Source organism: Telluribacter roseus (genome assembly GCF_017355915.2).
Classification (GTDB): domain Bacteria; phylum Bacteroidota; class Bacteroidia; order Cytophagales; family Spirosomataceae; genus Telluribacter.
In genome coordinates, this window is sequence record NZ_JAFEUV020000001.1 from 431,218 (window position 1) to 447,637 (window position 16,420).

Consider the following 16,420-nt stretch of genomic DNA (forward strand, 5'->3'; position numbering starts at 1 on the left):
TCGAAGATGATTACATACATAATATCTGATTTCATTCTATGCATTACAGGCCTGGTAGTGTTTGTGGTTTTCTTTAATAAACAATCCATCTACAACCGCCTGCTGTGGGGGATATTCATCCTTAGCATAGCCATGACTTCACTGGTCGGAGTATTCCTTTTCGCAGGATTTGACTCCCTTCAACCAATATACAGCTCTCTGGACAGGCTGCAATCCACCCTTGGTGCCGTATGTATGGTGGTGGCGTCGTGGGGGCTGATTATGCTGTCCGAAACAGGCCGGCTTACCTTCTGGGGCACCATCGGGGCCGGCAGCGGTGTCTACTTTGGCCTGCAGTGGTTTAATATGATAGCCATGGTGAAGGTGGTACAGCCACTCTGCCTGGTTATTACCCTGATCATAGCGTGCTGGGGGCTGCTCCGAAAACAGAAAAGCGCCCTGTGGGTGGTATTCTCGATGATGCTGTTGGCTTTGGCCGCTAAGGCTGGCATGGCAGATATCAATCACTACCTGATCGCGCTGGGCATCTACTGTGCCGGCAAAGCCGTACAGAACGAGTACCAGATCTTATTTAAGTAGGCCTACCAGCTCCACTACCAGGGCCGCCGAGTTACGGGCGGCTACTTTTACGAAGTTGAGCATGTCTTCCCTTGCATTGCTGTCGGCCTTGTCGCTCAGGCTGCGGATCACTATGCAGGGGACCTGCTGCTGCCAGCACACCTGAGCTACCGCGGCGCCTTCCATTTCGGTAGCATCCGCTCCAAAGTCTGTACGAAGCTGCGCTACCTTTTCGGCTGATGACACAAATACATCGCCCGTTACGATACGTCCCGTGATCACCCGGGGAGCCCGGCGACTGGCCGAAGTGGGTTCCAGCGTTACCTTGCTTACCGCCGTCAGGGTCTTACTCAGCAGGCCCGAATCCGCTGGGAAAAAGTCCGGGTTAAACTCGCCCGTGATAGGGTTGCGGGTCTGGCGGGTGGCCTGTTTCTGGAAGGTGATGTAGCCAAAGTCGTGGTGGCTGGTTTCTTTGCCTATCACAATATCTCCCGGCAACAGCTCCGGATTGATACCACCGGCAATACCGGTAAATACCACTTCCGAGGGCCTGAAGGTCTGCAGAGCCAGGGTAGTGGTCATGGCGGCGTTTACCTTTCCGACTCCCGTCAGAGCTATCACTACCTGGCGGCCATTGAGCTCACCCGTCGTAAACTGGATGCCGTGGATGGTATGTTTCTTCGCTTTTTTGACGGATTGTTCCAGTAGCTTTACCTCATCATCAAAGGCACCCAGCAGGGCCGTAACGGGCCGGGTCTTATAGATCTGAGCATTGGATATAACAGGAATTCCAAAGGTGAATAAGACGAAAAATACGAGTAGGGGGCGTTTTACAAAAATATACATGGTACTTAAATTAGTGACTGACAGTAAGTAGAGAGAGTAAGGCAAAAGCGTCGATTACCAGTAGGGTAGGTGATAGTTCGCGGTATTTGCCGGTGGCGATTTTGAGGGCGGTCCAGCTCAGGAAGCCCCAGATAATCCCCTGCGTGATAGAGTAGCTAAACGGGATCAGCAGGATAGCCAGAAAGGCCGGTATGGCTTCGTCCATGGCCAGCCAGTTGATGCGTACCACGGGCCGGATCATGTAGGCTCCCACAATGATTAGTGCCGGAGCCGTGGCAATAGCCGGTATGACCGACAGCAGCGGGGACAAAAACATGAAAGGCAGAAAGCAAAGGGCCGCAAAAACGGCCGTCAGGCCCGTACGCCCGCCCTGCTCAATCCCCACGGCCGACTCGATGTAAGCAGTACCGGGACTACTACCCAACAGCCCGCCCAGCGTAGTAGCCACGGCATCCGTAAGCAGGGCTTCGTTGACATTAAGAGGCTCGCCGCTGGCATCTTTCAGGTTGGCCGCTTCGGCTACTCCCACAAAGGTAGACAGGCTATCGAACAGGTCCGTAAACACAAAGGCAAAGATAACCGGCCACAGCGACCACTGCAGTGACCCTGCCAGATCGAGGCGAAAGAGCAGGCTGAAATCGGGGGAGGATATCCACCCATCCCAGTTGATCAGGGGTACCGCTCCTCCCCACACTCTGCCGATCAGCGCGGCCAGCAGGGTGGTAGTGGTGATACCTATGATAATGGCTCCTTTGACTCCCCGAACTACCAGGGCGGCGGTCAGGAAAAGTCCGATGATGAAGGTGGCCGTCACGGCATTATCAACGCGGGCTATACCCGTTAGGGTTGCGGGATTGTCAACGATAAAGCCTGCATTGGTAAATCCGATAAGGGCAATAAAGAAGCCGATGCCGGCGGCAATGGCGTGGCGAAGTGGCTGAGGTATAGCCCTGAGTAATAGGGTCCTGACCTTAAAAATGGACAGAAGGAGGAAAATTATTCCCGCCCAGAACACAGTACCCAAAGCCGTTTCCCAGGCGAGTCCCATTCCTTTTACAGCCGTAAACGTAAAAAATGCGTTGAGTCCCATACCCGGTGCTACAATAAGCGGATTGCGGGCGTAGAGTCCCATCATCAGGCTACTGAAAAAAGAAAGCAGTACCGTAGCCGTAAGTACCCCGCTGAAGGGCATACCGGTCTGGCTGAGTATAGCCGGATTGACCACAATGATGTACATCGTAGCCAGAAAGGAAGAAAGGCCAGCTATGAGTTCGGTACGTACGCTGGTGCCGTTGCGCGATAGGGCAAAGTAGCGTTCAAGCATGGATCTGGGGGTTAATGAACCCCCGAAAATCGTGGATTTATTACATTATTACTAATCGATCCGAACGTATAGGACATTCCAAAGGAGGATCCAAAGCGGAAATTGGTAGGTAACTGCCGGTTGTTGAGCAGGATTTCGCTGGCGTCACCTTCGCTTTTGGCCAAAGAAATCTGATTGTTGATCAGGCTGAAATTGCTGTGGAGCCAGACCGACAGCCCCTGGATTACCCGCCAGTTGAGGTTAAGGCCCAGGCTCAGGCTATTTTTCTTTAAGTCGTGCAGGTACTGGTACCCGTTCAGTTCAGCATTAAAGGTACCCCAGGGCTCGGTAACTCCCATGATGCCGGTCAGCTGGTGGTAGGGTAGGGTCTCCTCCAGTTGATCGTAAATCGTCGTCTCAAGGTAGGTGAGCCGTCGAAAGCCAGTCTGGTAGACACACCGGAACTGGCGCCGCATGACCTCCGATACCGGGTAGTAGCTGTACTCAATGGCAGGAGCTACACTGTGGGAAAAGTCGATATTCTGGTATATGGAGTGGAAGCCCTTGTAGAAGCCTCCCGCTGACCAATGGTCCGAAAAACTTTTGACGTAGAGGGCGGATAGTCCGTAGTTGGTATTACGTGCGCTTACTTCTTCACCGTCCACCACATAGCGGTTGAAGTACTGGTTGTGGTAGCTGTAAAAAGAAAACTTGGAGGCGTCCGTCACCCGGTTAATGCTCAGTTCGGTATGGATGGAGGTGTTTTTCTTGTTACTCTCGCTGTTATACGAGCCGCTCCCTCCCAGCCTGAATACCCAGAAATTCCACTTGTCTACAGCCGGAGCATCAGTTATTGCTTCTCGTTTGGCAAAATCAATGGTTACCGACTTCATCAGTTCAGAATCTATGATGTACCTGACCAGGCCCAGCTTGATGTTTTTGACTATGGCCTTTCTGATGATATCCTGCGTGTCGGCCAGCTGGGTAGCAAACTGAATAGTATCGCCAATACTCGCGTAGTTGTTGTGTCCGATAAAAGTGAGGGTATATTCAAAACCACCCGAACCGGTGGGCATCCCATTGACCATGATCTCAACATCAGCTACGTAGCGGTCCCGTACAAAGTCAAAGAAAGTAAGCTCAGACCGCACGTAATCGCTATGGCAGTGTGCAGTACAATTGAGAAATAATTTCGGCGGAGCCGAATACTGGGCATAGGTACTCTGGAGAACTCCGGTACTAATAAGAAGCAAAAATACTAGGTAAATAAATTTCATACTGTAGTGGGTTAATACCGCTACAGTATGAAATTATTGTGCCTAAAATGATTAATTCAGAAACAAAATTAATCGAGCCTGGGGTGCTTGCGGTGGTGATCCGTGGCATCCTGGTAAGCCTTGGCTACGGCCAGAACCTTATCTTCCTTCATGAGCTGCCCCATAAATGTAATACTGGTAGGAGTACCCTTCTGGCTGAATCCGTTGGGCAGTACCACGCACGGATGCCCCGTCAGGTTGGTGATGGTGAGGTTGCCCCCGCCGTAGGTCGGTGACAGGTATACGTCTACGTTAGCCGTCTTGAGCGTCTTGTACATATCCTGAATGAGCTTCGTCCGCAGCCGGTTGGCTTGGATGTACTCTACTGCCGGTATAAAGCGGGCTGCCCGGAACACGTTAGGCCAGGCATTCTTGATCTGCCGCACCATCAGGTCGTCGCGGTTGGAGCGGGTGAGTTCGTCAAAAGCCGCCGCCCCTTCGGCCGACAGGATAATGGTCATATCACCGGCCGGATAGCCGGAGGGCAGCTCCATGGGTACCAGTTCGGCTCCCAGTTTGCGGAGTGTCTCGAGTGTTGCCTGGTCGTTGGCTTTGTTGGGGTACTCCGCGTCAAAGGCTTTCTTTAGGTAGCCAATGCGGGTACCTTTCAGACTTTGCAGAGGAGCGTAGTTAAAGGGAGCTTCTATGATCGTAGCGTCCTGTCCGTCGGGGCCGTATATGGCGTTAAATACATAGGCGCAGTCTTCTACGGAGCGGGTGATGGGGCCAATCTTGTCCATGCTCCAGCTCAGCGCCATGGCTCCGTGGCGGCTTACCCGGCCGTAGGTGGGCCGTAGCCCGGTAGTACCACATACCGTCGAAGGCGATACAATGGAGCCGAGCGTTTCGGTACCAATGGCAAAGGGTACCAGTCCGGCCGATACCGCCGAAGCCGAGCCAGCCGACGAGCCACTGGAGCCGGATTCGGGGGCCCACGGGTTTCGGGTCATGCCACCAAACCACACATCGCCCCAGGCCAGTGCTCCCAGTGTCAGCTTGGCGCACAGTACTGCGCCCGCCTCTTCCAGCCGCTTGATCACCGTCGCATCCAGGTCCAGGGTCTGGTCTTTGTACGGCATAGCGCCCCAGGTAGTCTTATAGCCTTTGGTAGCTAATAGGTCCTTGGCTCCGTAAGGGATACCGTGCAGTGGTCCGCGGTACTTCCCGGCCTTGATCTCGGCGTCGGCCTTGCGGGCCTGAGCCAGTGCCAGGTCTTCCGTAAGCGTAATCACACAATGCAGCTTGGGATCGTACTTTTTTAGTCGCGCGATGAAAAACTTAGTAAGGTCCTCGGAGCTGATCTGCTTCGTACGAATCAGTTCCGATAGCTCAGATACCGTATAGTACGCCAGCTCCTCCTGATTCTTGGGCAGCACTACCTTGCCAGCGGGACTACGACGAAATGGCTTGCGCGTTTGATCAATAGTGAAGCCAGTAGGTATTGGGTTAAACTCAAGCGCGGGCGCGACATCATTGGAGAGGTCCACCTTACGTATCTTCTCGTAGCTTTCGCGAGCCTCGGTCAGCTCGGTCAGCATAGAGTCCCGCTCGGCCTCGGTAAACTCCAATCCGAATATCTCGGAGGCCTGATTGACCAGATCGGTAGTGATGGGGCGGGGCGGGTGAATGGTTAAGAAAGAGCCCAGGGTGAAGCTGCCCAGGAATCCGGCCCCCAGCAGGAGGCCTTTGGTATATTTCTGCATGTACTTAAAGAACTGGATTGGGTTGATGAATGGGTACTTGTTCTGGTTGAAACCTACGAATATACAAATATAGGTACGACAACTACCTAAAAAAATGGGGGAGTAGTCTGGTAGGAACAGTAATTCCAGTAGCAGTAGTGATAGGCTATAAAATTCCTTAGGGTCAAAATTTTCGTTAATTTGTTGAAGTACTATATTGATCACTAAACCTTACGCCTCCTGTTGCGATTCCCTTCGTTTATATCCAGCCGCATACGGCACAACAAAGTAGGTTCTTTCTCGGCTACTGTATCCCGGATTGGCGCGGCCTGTATCGCCATAGGAGTAGCCGTGGGCTCGGTTACATTTGCGGTCCTGCTTGGCTTTAAGCAAACCATCCAGGAAAAAGTGTTTCTATTTGGTGCCCACCTGCGGGTGAGCGCGCTAACGCTAAGCAATACCTACGAAGAAGGCCCGCTGTCCCGTCAGACTCCCTTGGCGGAAGATCTGGACCGGATGCCCGAAATCCGGCACTGGCACGCGGTGGCGCATAAGCCCGGTATCCTGAAAACACCCGATGAGCTGAAAGGTATTGTCGTAAAAGGAGTGGACGAAAAGTACGACTGGACGCTTTTTGAAAAAAGCCTCGTGGAGGGGCGGCTGATCCAGCGACCCGACAGCGGTTACTCCACCGAAATTATCCTCAGTCGCAAGATCGCCAGCCAGTTACGCCTTAAATCTGGTGACGACGTGCTAATGTACTTCGTTCAGAATCCGCCTCGCGCACGAAAGCTTCAGGTCGTAGGGATCTATGAGACGGAACTGGAAGAATTTGATACTAAGCTGATTATCGGAGAAATATCACTGGTGCAGCGCCTCAACGGTTGGGGCGCTGACACGGTAGGTACTTACGAAATTTATCTAAGGGACTTTGACCAGCTGGATCAGGTAGCCGAGCAGGTATTTGACCGGATGTCGCCGGACATGGTCCTGCAGAAAGTCACCGAAAGCTTCCGCCCCCTGTTCGACTGGCTCCAGATGCTCGACCGCACCACGGCTATTTTTATTACACTTATCCTGTTTGTGGCCTGCTTCAACATGATCTCAATCCTGCTGGTCATGATCATGGAGCGCACCCCGATGGTGGGGCTGCTCAAGACGCTGGGTAGCTCAGACAGACAGATCCGGGAGATTTTTCTGCGCGTCGGGCTGCATATAGTAACACGCGGCCTGCTCATTGGCAACGCCATCGGCCTTCTTTTCTGCTGGGTACAGTCCCGGTTTCAGCTCATCCCCCTCGACCCCGTCAACTATTACATGGATACCGTTCCCATTGTCTTTGACTGGGGTACCATCCTGCTGGTCAACGCCATTACGTTATTGGTGGTTGGACTGGTATTACTAATTCCAACCTACGTCATTACCCGTATTCAACCCATCCGGGCTTTGCTGTTTAAGAAGTAAATGGTTAGGAAAATTATGAGTGGTAACAGCGTACTGCAAAATAGAAATGTATGATCAACCACTGGCGAAAGAAGAGCCATTCAACTAATTATATTAGCTGTTACTCTACCAAAGTAGTTAAGGCTTTCCGAGAGAAGTGTCAAGTCTAACAGTATGCTATGTAAGATTTAGACGCATGTAGTAAAGGAACCTTGGAATGTAGAAATATTCTGCATCACTCTACTCCCGCCAGCCCTCCGGCATAGCCGATGTTTGCTTCTCACTATCCAGGCAGATAGCTGTGTAGGGTCGACTGCGGGAAGAATTATCAATAAGTTGAACAATTGGGACAGTCGGTGGATCGGGCTCCGGGTAGGGCAGTCGACGGAAAATCGCGTAGAACAATTGATCTGTCCCCGCAATGAAATTCCCGAGCGGGTCTACACCACCGCCGTAAGGTATTCCCCGGGTATCGGTGCGGTCGAGCCAGTACCTTTGCGTAGAGACAGCCGAAGCCGTAAAGTAACCTATCACCAGTTCCTCGGCGTTACCGCTATTTTGTACATTACCGATGGAGGCAGTGGGCGGTGGGTCAGCTATGCCTCCGTTGTTCTGGGTCTGCTCCTGTAGGTCCTTGAAGAAACGGTAGGCCGAGGGCGTTAGGCTGGACTGCCTTAACTCCACCAGGCAACCGTGTTGCTGGTAGTAAGGGATCTGTGCCACCTTGCGGTTGGCAATGAAGGCTCCATCGGTGTAGCCATCAGCAAAGAGGTTAAGCTCGTTACTAAAGAAGATGGACCAGCACTTGGTGCGGCAGCGATAGTCATAGTACCAGTAGGGGACAAGTCTATTTAGAAAGTAATCTGCGGGAGGAGAAAAGCAGTCTTCATAGAGTTCGTTTCCTAACTCTAAGATAGGACGGCCATTTGGCAAATACTTTATTATCACATTATTGATGGAGTACACGCCCTGCTCGCACGTCCGGCACCAATCCTGCTTTTCCCAGAGCTTCCAGTCCCACTTGTAGTAGTTGGGCTGCCCCTCCGGGTCCTGCGTATCAATGTAGAAGTCGTGGGCTGCCCGATAGCCGTTCAGCAGTGTAGGGGAGAGGCTATTGGGGTTAAACTCCGCCCGTACCTTTCCCATAGGAGGTACATCCGGCATGACCTGCTGGGTAGACTGGTAAGTAGTGCCATCGCTGAGAGTGAAGCGCAGCTGGTAGGCGTGCCCCACCTGCCCCCGGAAGTCAGCGGGAAGGGCGTAGACGCCATCGTAGGTTTCATGAGCTTCCACTACTTGAGAGGAGTCTACCACTACCTGTACTTTGGCTTTGGTCAAAGGCATAAAGCCGGGCCTGCCGTTGATGGGGTCGCTCTTCGAGCGGTTGAGGCGTATAATCTGCGGCTCGGGCAGGTTGGTGATGGTACCATCCACAACGACTACATCCAGATTGCCCGGTAACTGCGGGTCAAACTGGTCCACGCAGCCCGAAAGGAGTAGCATAAACAGTAGTAGAGGTAGAAAGGCCCTGGAATACATAGTCGAAGAAGGCTGGTGTGGGACATTTGGAGCTAAAAAGGTAAAAAAAATCAGTAGTAAATAAAAGTTTAATTATATTTCTTCATCCTTTTGCACTACTACCTTTCTGCTCTCACTACACCGCTATGACCCGACTCTACCTGCTGCTGTCCTTTACGTTCCTGTTGACCTTCCCTACCCTGGCCCAGCTCAGCCACACCCTCTCCGGCACCGTGCGTGATTCGGCTTCTGGGCGGCCCCTGGTGCGGGCGGCGGTGATCATTGACTACGAAAAGACCACCAGCGGCACCTATACCGACGACAACGGGCACTACAGCATCAGAGTACCTGCGGGACCTCGCATTCTGGTGGTGCGCTACGTGGGCTACGTCCCCTTACGCACCACTCTGCGTGTCACGGGTGATACCCACTACGATGTACGACTGGCCAGTGTGGAAAGCCAGCTCGAAGAAGTAGTAGTGACCTCCAAAGCCTACGACCGCACCGTGCGACAGCCCCTGCTGGGCGTCACCCAGATCAACATCGCCACCCTCAAACGCATGCCCGCCGCCCTGGGGGAGGTGGACATCCTGCGGAGCCTGCAGATGCTGCCGGGAGTGACCAGTGTGGGCGAAGCCGCTAACGGCGTCAACATCCGCGGCGGAAACACCGACCAGAACCTGATCCTGCTCGACGACACGCCCATCTTCAACCCCACCCACATGTTCGGCATGTTCTCGGTCTTTCCGCCCGATGTGGTCAACAGCCTGGACCTCTACAAGGGCAGTGTCCCCGCCCGCTACGGCGGACGCGCCGCCTCGGTGCTGGACATCAATCTCAAAAACCCCGATCTGGACCAGACCCGCTTCAACGGGGGCATCAGCCTGGTAGCCAACCGGCTCACGCTCGAAACGCCCATCATCAAAGGAAAGCTGGGGCTGCTGGTATCAGGGCGCGGGGCCTTCAATGACTACCTGATGCGGATGGTATCGCCGCGCCTGGAGAACATCAGGGCTAACTTTGGGGACGGTACCACCAAGCTCTTCTGGCGGGTCAATGACCGCAACACCGTGACAGCCATGGCCTACTACAGCTACGACCTGTTCCAGACGGACCTGCTGGGGAGCCTGGCCAATGTCAATGCTGTCGCTACCAAGTACGAGCACAAGACTGCCAACGCCATGGTGCGCTGGTTCCACGCCTTCTCACCCCGGCTCAACCTGCAGACCACCGCCATGATCGCGGACTACCAGCCCAGCATCCTGTCGATAGAAGATAGCACCAACAACGCCGTGGAGCTCAGACAGGCGCTGCGGCAGCGGCAGGCCAAGACCAACCTCAACTACCAGCTGGAGAACCAGAAGATCGAGATGGGCCTGAGCGCCACCCACTACCAGTTGAACCCGGGGGAGCTGATTCCCAACCGGAGCCCGGCGGTGCAGTACCGGCGCACGCCGCCTGAGCAGGCCCTGGAGCTGGCCCTGCACCTGGAAGACGAGATCAGCCTGAACGAGCAGGTGGCCGTGTCGGCGGGCGTGCGCTACTCGCACTTCCAGAACCTGGGTCCCTCGGTGGTGCGGCAGTATGGTAGCGGTGAGATCATAGATGTGACGACCGTAGTAGATTCAGTACGCTACGGAGCCGGAGCGGTCACAGCGCAGTACGGGGGCTTCGAGCCGCGGCTGGGGCTGCGCTACGCGCTGGGCGAGAATAGTTCGGTGAAGCTGGGCTACAACCTCATGCGGCAGTACCTGCAGGTGGTGTCCAACACCACCACGCCCCTGCCCACCTCCCGCTGGAAAACCTCCGACGCGCACATCAAACCGCAGGTCAGTCAGCTGTGGTCGGCGGGCTACTTCCACAACTCTAAGAGCAATATCTTTGAGCTATCGGTGGAGGTCTACTACCGCAGCACGGCCCAGGTACTGGACTACAAGCCCGGAGCCAACTTCCTGCTGGAAGCGTATCCGGAGACGAGCCTGCTGGCGGGCCGCAGCCGGGCCTACGGGCTGGAGCTGATGCTGACCCGCAAGAAGGGGGAGCTCACCGGCTGGGTCAACTACACCTATGCGCGCACCTTCAACCAGGTGGTGACCGGAGCGGACTTCCACCAGCGGATCAACGGGGGCGACTGGTACAGGGCCAACTACGACCGGCCGCACAGCCTCAATGCCAGTCTGAACATTCGTCAGGGCAGGCACCACAGTTTTTCGTTTAACATTGTCTACAGCACCGGCAGGCCCTACACGGCGCCTGAGGGCTTCATCCGCTACCAGGACCGCACCTATCCCTTCTATAACCAGCGCAACATGCAGCGGCTGCCTGACTACCACCGGCTGGACTTTGCCTGGAACATCTACAACCCCAGTATGCGGAACAAGCGCTGGCAGGGGCACTGGACCTTCACAGTCTACAACCTCTACGGCCGCAAGAACGCCTACTCGATCTACTACCGCACCGAGGGGCAGGCGACCAACCCCTACCGGCTGGCGATCTTTGCCGCGCCTATTCCCAGTCTGACGTATAACTTGAAGTTTGAGTAAGTAGGGCTAAAAGATACTATACTCTGACTCAAAGCCAGGGGGGGCTGCCGTGGTGTACCTGGAGTGGCTGATCTTTCCTATATGTAGTTCAAAAAAGATCCATTTCAGACAGAAAAGTATGCTTTACAGGGGGCGTAACTACTGGCAGATGACCGTTGGATAAATTTTTTCAAACGCTGTAGTCCTTATTTGGGTGCTTATGGCAGAATTGTATAACTTAAAATTTAGTTATCCTTTACTTGCCTCTACTCTTCAAGGTATCTGCTGACTTATATTACTAAAAGCCGGAGTAGTAAACTTTGATAAAGTTTAGAATGGGAGTTTATATCCTGAAAGGAAAGTCTGATTTGTAGCAAAGTTTGCACGTTATAACTACCATTTCCTATGAAAACAGTTCTTACTCTACTGGCTGTCATTTCGCACTTTTATTGTACCTCCTGCACAACAGAGCAGACTGGTAGTGAAGCGAGCAACACAGAGGCGAGCGATACAAAAGACAGCACACCTGACACCATCGTAGTGCTGTTCAAGAATAAACCCGATATTGACAACTACTTCTACCACACCGAAAAAATGTGGCTGCGCAATGACCGGCTCGTTTCTCTCTATTGGGGAGTTGAGCAGGAGCAGATTGAGATGAAACCCGGCCTGCTACCCGAGCCCCTGGTACTCCCGCTCAAAGAGAAGTACCTGGTACTGCGCCACCAAACCAACTACCTGGATTACAACGATTACCTACTCCAGAAGGGCGACTCCGTCCAGATTGAGTACCGGCAGGGGCGCCCTCACCTCACCGTCCTGAACCGCCAGGTACGTTCCTATGACCTTGGTATTGAACAGTTGGTCCGCGACCACTTCCAATGCGGGCAGTATTCCTCCATGGGAAGCTACCTGGGAGCAAATCATTTTTCTGCAAAGGGACTTTTATCCAGCAAGGCGATGATAGCTGAGAACAGTCGGCTGACCTTAGAACAAATAATAGAAAGAAATAATAGGCTGCTACCTCCACTCAAAAAAGCTCTGTACCCCGACGCCTTGGCCTACCTGCAAAAGGAGGACGAGTTGCTGGATTCGCTCCGCGCGCTGGACCAGATGTCAGAGGTACCTTACCGGTATCACAAGAATAAGGTGCAGCAGCTGCGTCATTACATCAATATAGAAACCGATCAGGTACCCGAGCCGCAAGTAGGGACGTTGCTACGGAACTACCAGGTCAACGCCTATGGCTATCCCGAGCCCTACCACCGCGAGCTCATTGAGGCTGTCGCGGAGAAGTACATTGTCCAGAAGGCCGCATACAAAGAAATAGAGGATGGCACTAACCGGGATCGGAAGGAGGTGTTTGCACAGCTAAGTACCTCGTCCCTTTTTGGTGAGCAGGACCGGAACCGTTTGCTGGCGCGCGAAGTCCGCCGTATCCGGCACTACTACTCTCACGAGGATTTTTTGTCGTACCTCGCCCAATTTGAGCAGCAGGTCCGGGACACGCTGCTGACGCGGCAGCTCCGGGAAGAGTTTGCGCTGGACCTCGACAGCAGTCGGCAGGAAACCGGTTCGGTCGTGCTGGCGGACCTGAAAGGCAACCGCCTCACGCTGGATGAGCTTAAGCAACGGCACAAGGGCAAGGTCATCTACCTGGACTTCTGGGCGAGCTGGTGTGCCCCCTGCCGCGCCGCCATGCCCGCTTCGGCCAGTCTGCGAGAAGGGTTGAAGGACAAACCAGTAGTGTTTGTGTACCTGTCCATCGACGGCAGCCCTAAACCCTGGCAGGTAGCCAGCGCGAAGGAGAAGCTTGATACCTATTCAGAGAACTACCTGGTGGTGAATGCCAAGGCTTCGGATTTTCTGAAAAAGCAAAAGGTAAATACCATCCCGCGCTACATGATCTTCGATAAGACTGGCAGGCTCACTTATGCCAACGCTCCCCGGGTGGAAAGTGGAGAGACAGGCTTATTATTGACCCAATTGGCAGCTAAACCTTAGATAGGTAACAATCCGTTTGCAGGTTACAAAAAAGGTATTTACTAATCTATCTACTACCGCACCGAGGGGCAGGCCACCAACCCCTACCGGCTGGCGATCTTTGCCGCCCCCATTCCCAGTCTGACGTATAACTTGAAGTTTGAGTAGATGGATAAGCTCCTGTTACACATAAGAAAAATGGCATGGCTGGTAGTGGTGGCGGTATGCCTGGCCCTGTCCGGCTGTGTGGATGCTTTTGACCCACAAATAAAAGCTACGGTGGATGTACTGGTAGTAGATGGTATGATTACCAACCTGCCCGAGCCGCAGATCATCCGGATCAACCGCTCCCGCGCCGATCCCATCACTGGTCGCTTTGGTACCTCACCCGTCACCGATGCTACCGTGGAGGTAATTGTGGATTCGTCGCAGGTAGTACCCGCTCACGAAACCGTGGACGGCAGCTATCAGCTTCCCAGCGATTTTCGGGGGCAGACGGGGCGCACCTACCAACTACGTATCACACTCAAGGATGGTACTACCTACCTCTCCAACCAGCAGCTGATGCCACCGGTATCGCCCATTGAGCGGGTGCAGGCGGAGTTTAATCCCAGGGTACCTCGGCCAAACCACATCATCCCCACCATGGGGGCTCACGAGTTTTATCTGGATACGCAGGACCCCGAAAGTCAGCACAACTACTATAAATGGGACTGGACGCTCTACGAGAGGAAGGAGTGGTGTAAAAGTTGCTCGAATGGCATTTATGCCGTTTACAACATCCTTCCCAATCAGTACTTTCACCGGATGTTTGTATCGGGGGATGAGCTGTTTGAAGACTGTTTTTATCCCCCCACTACTCCCGCTGTTAATGGGAATGAGCCCATTGTTCCGAGTTGGTACTGGGTGTATGACTATCGCTGCCGAACTCGCTGCTGGGAAATTATCCATAACAACAATCTGAATCTTTTCAATGATGCCCTCAGTAACGGAGGCCCTATAAAGCGGCGAAAGGTAGGTGTGGTTCCCTACAACCAGCGATCACCAGCTCTGGTCGTCATCCGGCAGTCAGGTATTACTCCGGAAGCCCATTCGTTCTTTACCCTGGTCGAAACCCAGACTCAGAATTCGGGAGGCCTGGCAGATACGCCCCCCACGGCTCCCATCGGTAATATTCGAAATGCGGCCAATCCGCAGGAAATAGTAGTAGGATTCTTCTCGGCTTCTTCGGTTACGGAGCTGCGTTACTGGCTCGACCGAAGGGATGCTACTGGCTTGCCCATAGGGGCTTATGATGATAATGGTGTAATTCTGAATTGGGAGGAAGAGTTATTTTATGCTCTTACCGGCCGTCGGCCTTCTCCCGAACCGTTACCCCCTTTTTCGCCTTTAATCAGTATTTACGGAGGTCCGCCCCGGGTACCCACGGCCATCTGTGAGAACAATAATACAAGTACCCCATTTAAGCCGGAGGGGTGGCGAGACGAGTAGGTGAGTTAGTAATCCTCTGTGGGGAGCATTGGAGGTTTTATAAATAGAAAATCTTCTTCTTGATGTATTTGCCACCCCGTACAAAAGACAGCAAAGGTTGACCTGACACAGATATGTTCTTTATAAAATCATCCATCCAATTGTCCCTTATGAACAAGCAATCCACCCTTTTACTGGCTTTGTTAACTTTACTGTCTTTCTCCTCTCTCGCCCAAACCGACCAGGGTACCTGGATGGTGGGGCTCTCGGGAAATGGCTCATTTAAGCGGGCGAAGTATAGTACAACAACCAGCCTGCAGCTGGCCCCTCAACTTGGTTATTTCATAGGCAGAAATCTGGCTTTAGGTACTCAGTTCTCTTTGGATTATACCCACCATATCTTCTTTGAGGATCTTACTCATAAAGCCAAAAGAACAAGTTTTTATGGGTTGAGCCGCTACTATATTGGAAACTGGAAAGCCAGACCCTATGTGAACCTGATGGTAGGTCGAAGCTGGAACCGGGATATTATCACGTATTCGAATGGTGTAGTAAGTAGGATGAGAGAAGATGAGGCGTGGAATACATCGCTAGGGGCTGGTGTAGCCTACTTTGTAGGTCCTAAAGTAGCCATAGAAGCAGATGCCAACTACCGCTATTACTTAAGAAATGATTTTGGCAGGAGAATTACTGACGCGGTAACGCTCCGATTCGGTCTGTCGCTGTATCTAAAATAAATCAAGTTAAGCCTTTATTATTTAAATGGACTCATGAACAGAAGAACATTCTCCAAAAACATCCTTGGTGTTTCAACAGGTGCGCTATGTACACCCAAGGCATTGTGGTCCTACGAAAATAGGGACGGCCGACTAGAGAAAATACCTAAAACGGATACACACGTACATTTATTCGATTTAAACAATCTATCCTACAGTTGGCTAAAGAATTCGCCCACCATCAACCGTAATTTCGATTTACAGGATTACAAAGAGGCTACGAAAACTTCGAACATCGGAAAAATAGTGTTTATGGAAAGCGGGACGGACGCCGGTTTGGGTCTTAAGGAAGCTAACCTCGTCAGCCAGTTGGCCCTATCCGAACCAAAAATCAAGGGAATAGTGGCCAGGGCGGATCTTTCGCAAGGCTCTGATACGGAAGAAACCCTGGAACAGCTCTGTGAGCTCCCTTTGGTGAAGGGGATACGGGCCGGTTTTCCGAAAAATGCGGCCTCTTCCAGTGATTTCCTAGCAGGCTTCAGGGCCCTGGCCAACCATAAGCTGAGTTTCGACCTATTGCTCTCTCCACCATTGATGGACGAAGCGGTTGAGCTGGCCAAAAAATTTCCTGATACAACCTTTATTCTGGATCACCTGGGCAATCCGAACGTAGACGAGGCAGATACCACGCCATGGCGAAACGGTATAGCGAAATTGGCGGAACTGCCCAACATAAATTGTAAAATATCAGGGATTATCACCCGTTTTGGGCAGGATTGGTCCGTTGAGAAAATCAAACCTTACATCCTGTATGTCATCGAAAAGTTCGGGATGGATCGCCTGGTCTTTGCCGGGGATTGGCCCGTGGTACTTAAGGCTGGCTCCTACCAAAGCTGGTCCAGAGCCTTTGAAAAAATTACGGAACAATTTTCTGATGAAGAGCTACACAAAATATACCACAAAAATGCAGATCATATTTACAGGTTATGAAAAACAAATCGACCTGAATAAATGGACCTGGGATTTCGGCAATGGCGATAGCCCGACGGAACAGAGTCCAATT

12 protein-coding genes are annotated in these 16,420 nt (G+C 52.7%); 7 read left to right on the forward strand and 5 right to left on the reverse strand.

Features of this window, described 5'->3' with window-relative positions; genetic code table 11:
* The first annotated feature begins 6 nt into the window (after positions 1–6).
* Positions 7–579, forward strand: coding sequence for a hypothetical protein (locus JTN23_RS01810; RefSeq protein WP_247231938.1), 573 nt, complete (start codon positions 7–9; stop codon positions 577–579).
* On the opposite strand, the gene JTN23_RS01815 is transcribed toward JTN23_RS01810, so the two are convergent.
* The 4 genes from JTN23_RS01815 to JTN23_RS01830 all read right to left on the reverse strand — a co-directional run bounded on the left by JTN23_RS01815 (position 568) and on the right by JTN23_RS01830 (position 5,726).
* The gene (locus JTN23_RS01815) at positions 568–1,404 is read right to left on the reverse strand and encodes a 5'-methylthioadenosine/adenosylhomocysteine nucleosidase (RefSeq protein ID WP_247231940.1); all 837 of its coding nucleotides are present in this window, start codon (positions 1,402–1,404) and stop codon (positions 568–570) included. The genes JTN23_RS01810 and JTN23_RS01815 overlap by 12 nt on opposite strands.
* Positions 1,405–1,414: 10 nt before the next feature.
* Complete coding sequence (locus JTN23_RS01820) at positions 1,415–2,728, reverse strand: NCS2 family permease (RefSeq protein ID WP_247231942.1); 1,314 nt, start codon at positions 2,726–2,728, stop codon at positions 1,415–1,417.
* Positions 2,729–2,739: 11 nt separating this feature from the next.
* Positions 2,740–3,858 carry a hypothetical protein gene (locus tag JTN23_RS01825; RefSeq protein ID WP_247231943.1) on the reverse strand — a complete coding sequence of 373 codons (1,119 nt, stop codon included), beginning with the start codon at positions 3,856–3,858 and terminating at the stop codon, positions 2,740–2,742.
* 194 nt (positions 3,859–4,052) lie between these two features.
* A complete protein-coding gene (locus JTN23_RS01830; protein WP_247231945.1) occupies positions 4,053–5,726 on the reverse strand; it encodes an amidase family protein in 1,674 nt (557 codons plus the stop codon).
* A 222-nt stretch (positions 5,727–5,948) separates the two neighbouring features.
* Here JTN23_RS01830 and JTN23_RS01835 point away from each other — a divergent pair, with 222 nt between their 5' ends.
* Positions 5,949–7,169: an ABC transporter permease gene (locus JTN23_RS01835; protein ID WP_247231947.1), complete on the forward strand. Its 1,221-nt coding sequence runs from the start codon at positions 5,949–5,951 to the stop codon at positions 7,167–7,169.
* A 219-nt stretch (positions 7,170–7,388) separates the two neighbouring features.
* Here the strand turns inward: JTN23_RS01835 and JTN23_RS01840 are convergent, their stop codons facing one another.
* Positions 7,389–8,651: a DUF4249 domain-containing protein gene (locus JTN23_RS01840; RefSeq protein ID WP_247231949.1), complete on the reverse strand. Its 1,263-nt coding sequence runs from the start codon at positions 8,649–8,651 to the stop codon at positions 7,389–7,391.
* 161 nt (positions 8,652–8,812) lie between these two features.
* Here JTN23_RS01840 and JTN23_RS01845 point away from each other — a divergent pair, with 161 nt between their 5' ends.
* The 5 genes from JTN23_RS01845 to JTN23_RS01865 all read left to right on the forward strand — a co-directional run bounded on the left by JTN23_RS01845 (position 8,813) and on the right by JTN23_RS01865 (position 16,347).
* The gene (locus tag JTN23_RS01845; RefSeq protein ID WP_247231950.1) at positions 8,813–11,209 is read left to right on the forward strand and encodes a TonB-dependent receptor; all 2,397 of its coding nucleotides are present in this window, start codon (positions 8,813–8,815) and stop codon (positions 11,207–11,209) included.
* 384 nt (positions 11,210–11,593) lie between these two features.
* Positions 11,594–13,192, forward strand: a complete 1,599-nt coding sequence (locus JTN23_RS01850) for a TlpA family protein disulfide reductase (RefSeq protein ID WP_247231951.1) — start codon at positions 11,594–11,596, stop codon at positions 13,190–13,192.
* A gap of 177 nt (positions 13,193–13,369) precedes the next feature.
* A complete protein-coding gene (locus JTN23_RS01855) occupies positions 13,370–14,662 on the forward strand; it encodes a DUF4249 domain-containing protein (RefSeq protein WP_247231953.1) in 1,293 nt (430 codons plus the stop codon).
* A 149-nt stretch (positions 14,663–14,811) separates the two neighbouring features.
* A complete protein-coding gene (locus JTN23_RS01860; RefSeq protein WP_247231955.1) occupies positions 14,812–15,378 on the forward strand; it encodes an outer membrane beta-barrel protein in 567 nt (188 codons plus the stop codon).
* 33 nt (positions 15,379–15,411) lie between these two features.
* The gene (locus JTN23_RS01865; RefSeq protein WP_247231957.1) at positions 15,412–16,347 is read left to right on the forward strand and encodes an amidohydrolase family protein; all 936 of its coding nucleotides are present in this window, start codon (positions 15,412–15,414) and stop codon (positions 16,345–16,347) included.
* The last annotated feature ends 73 nt before the right edge of the window (positions 16,348–16,420 follow it).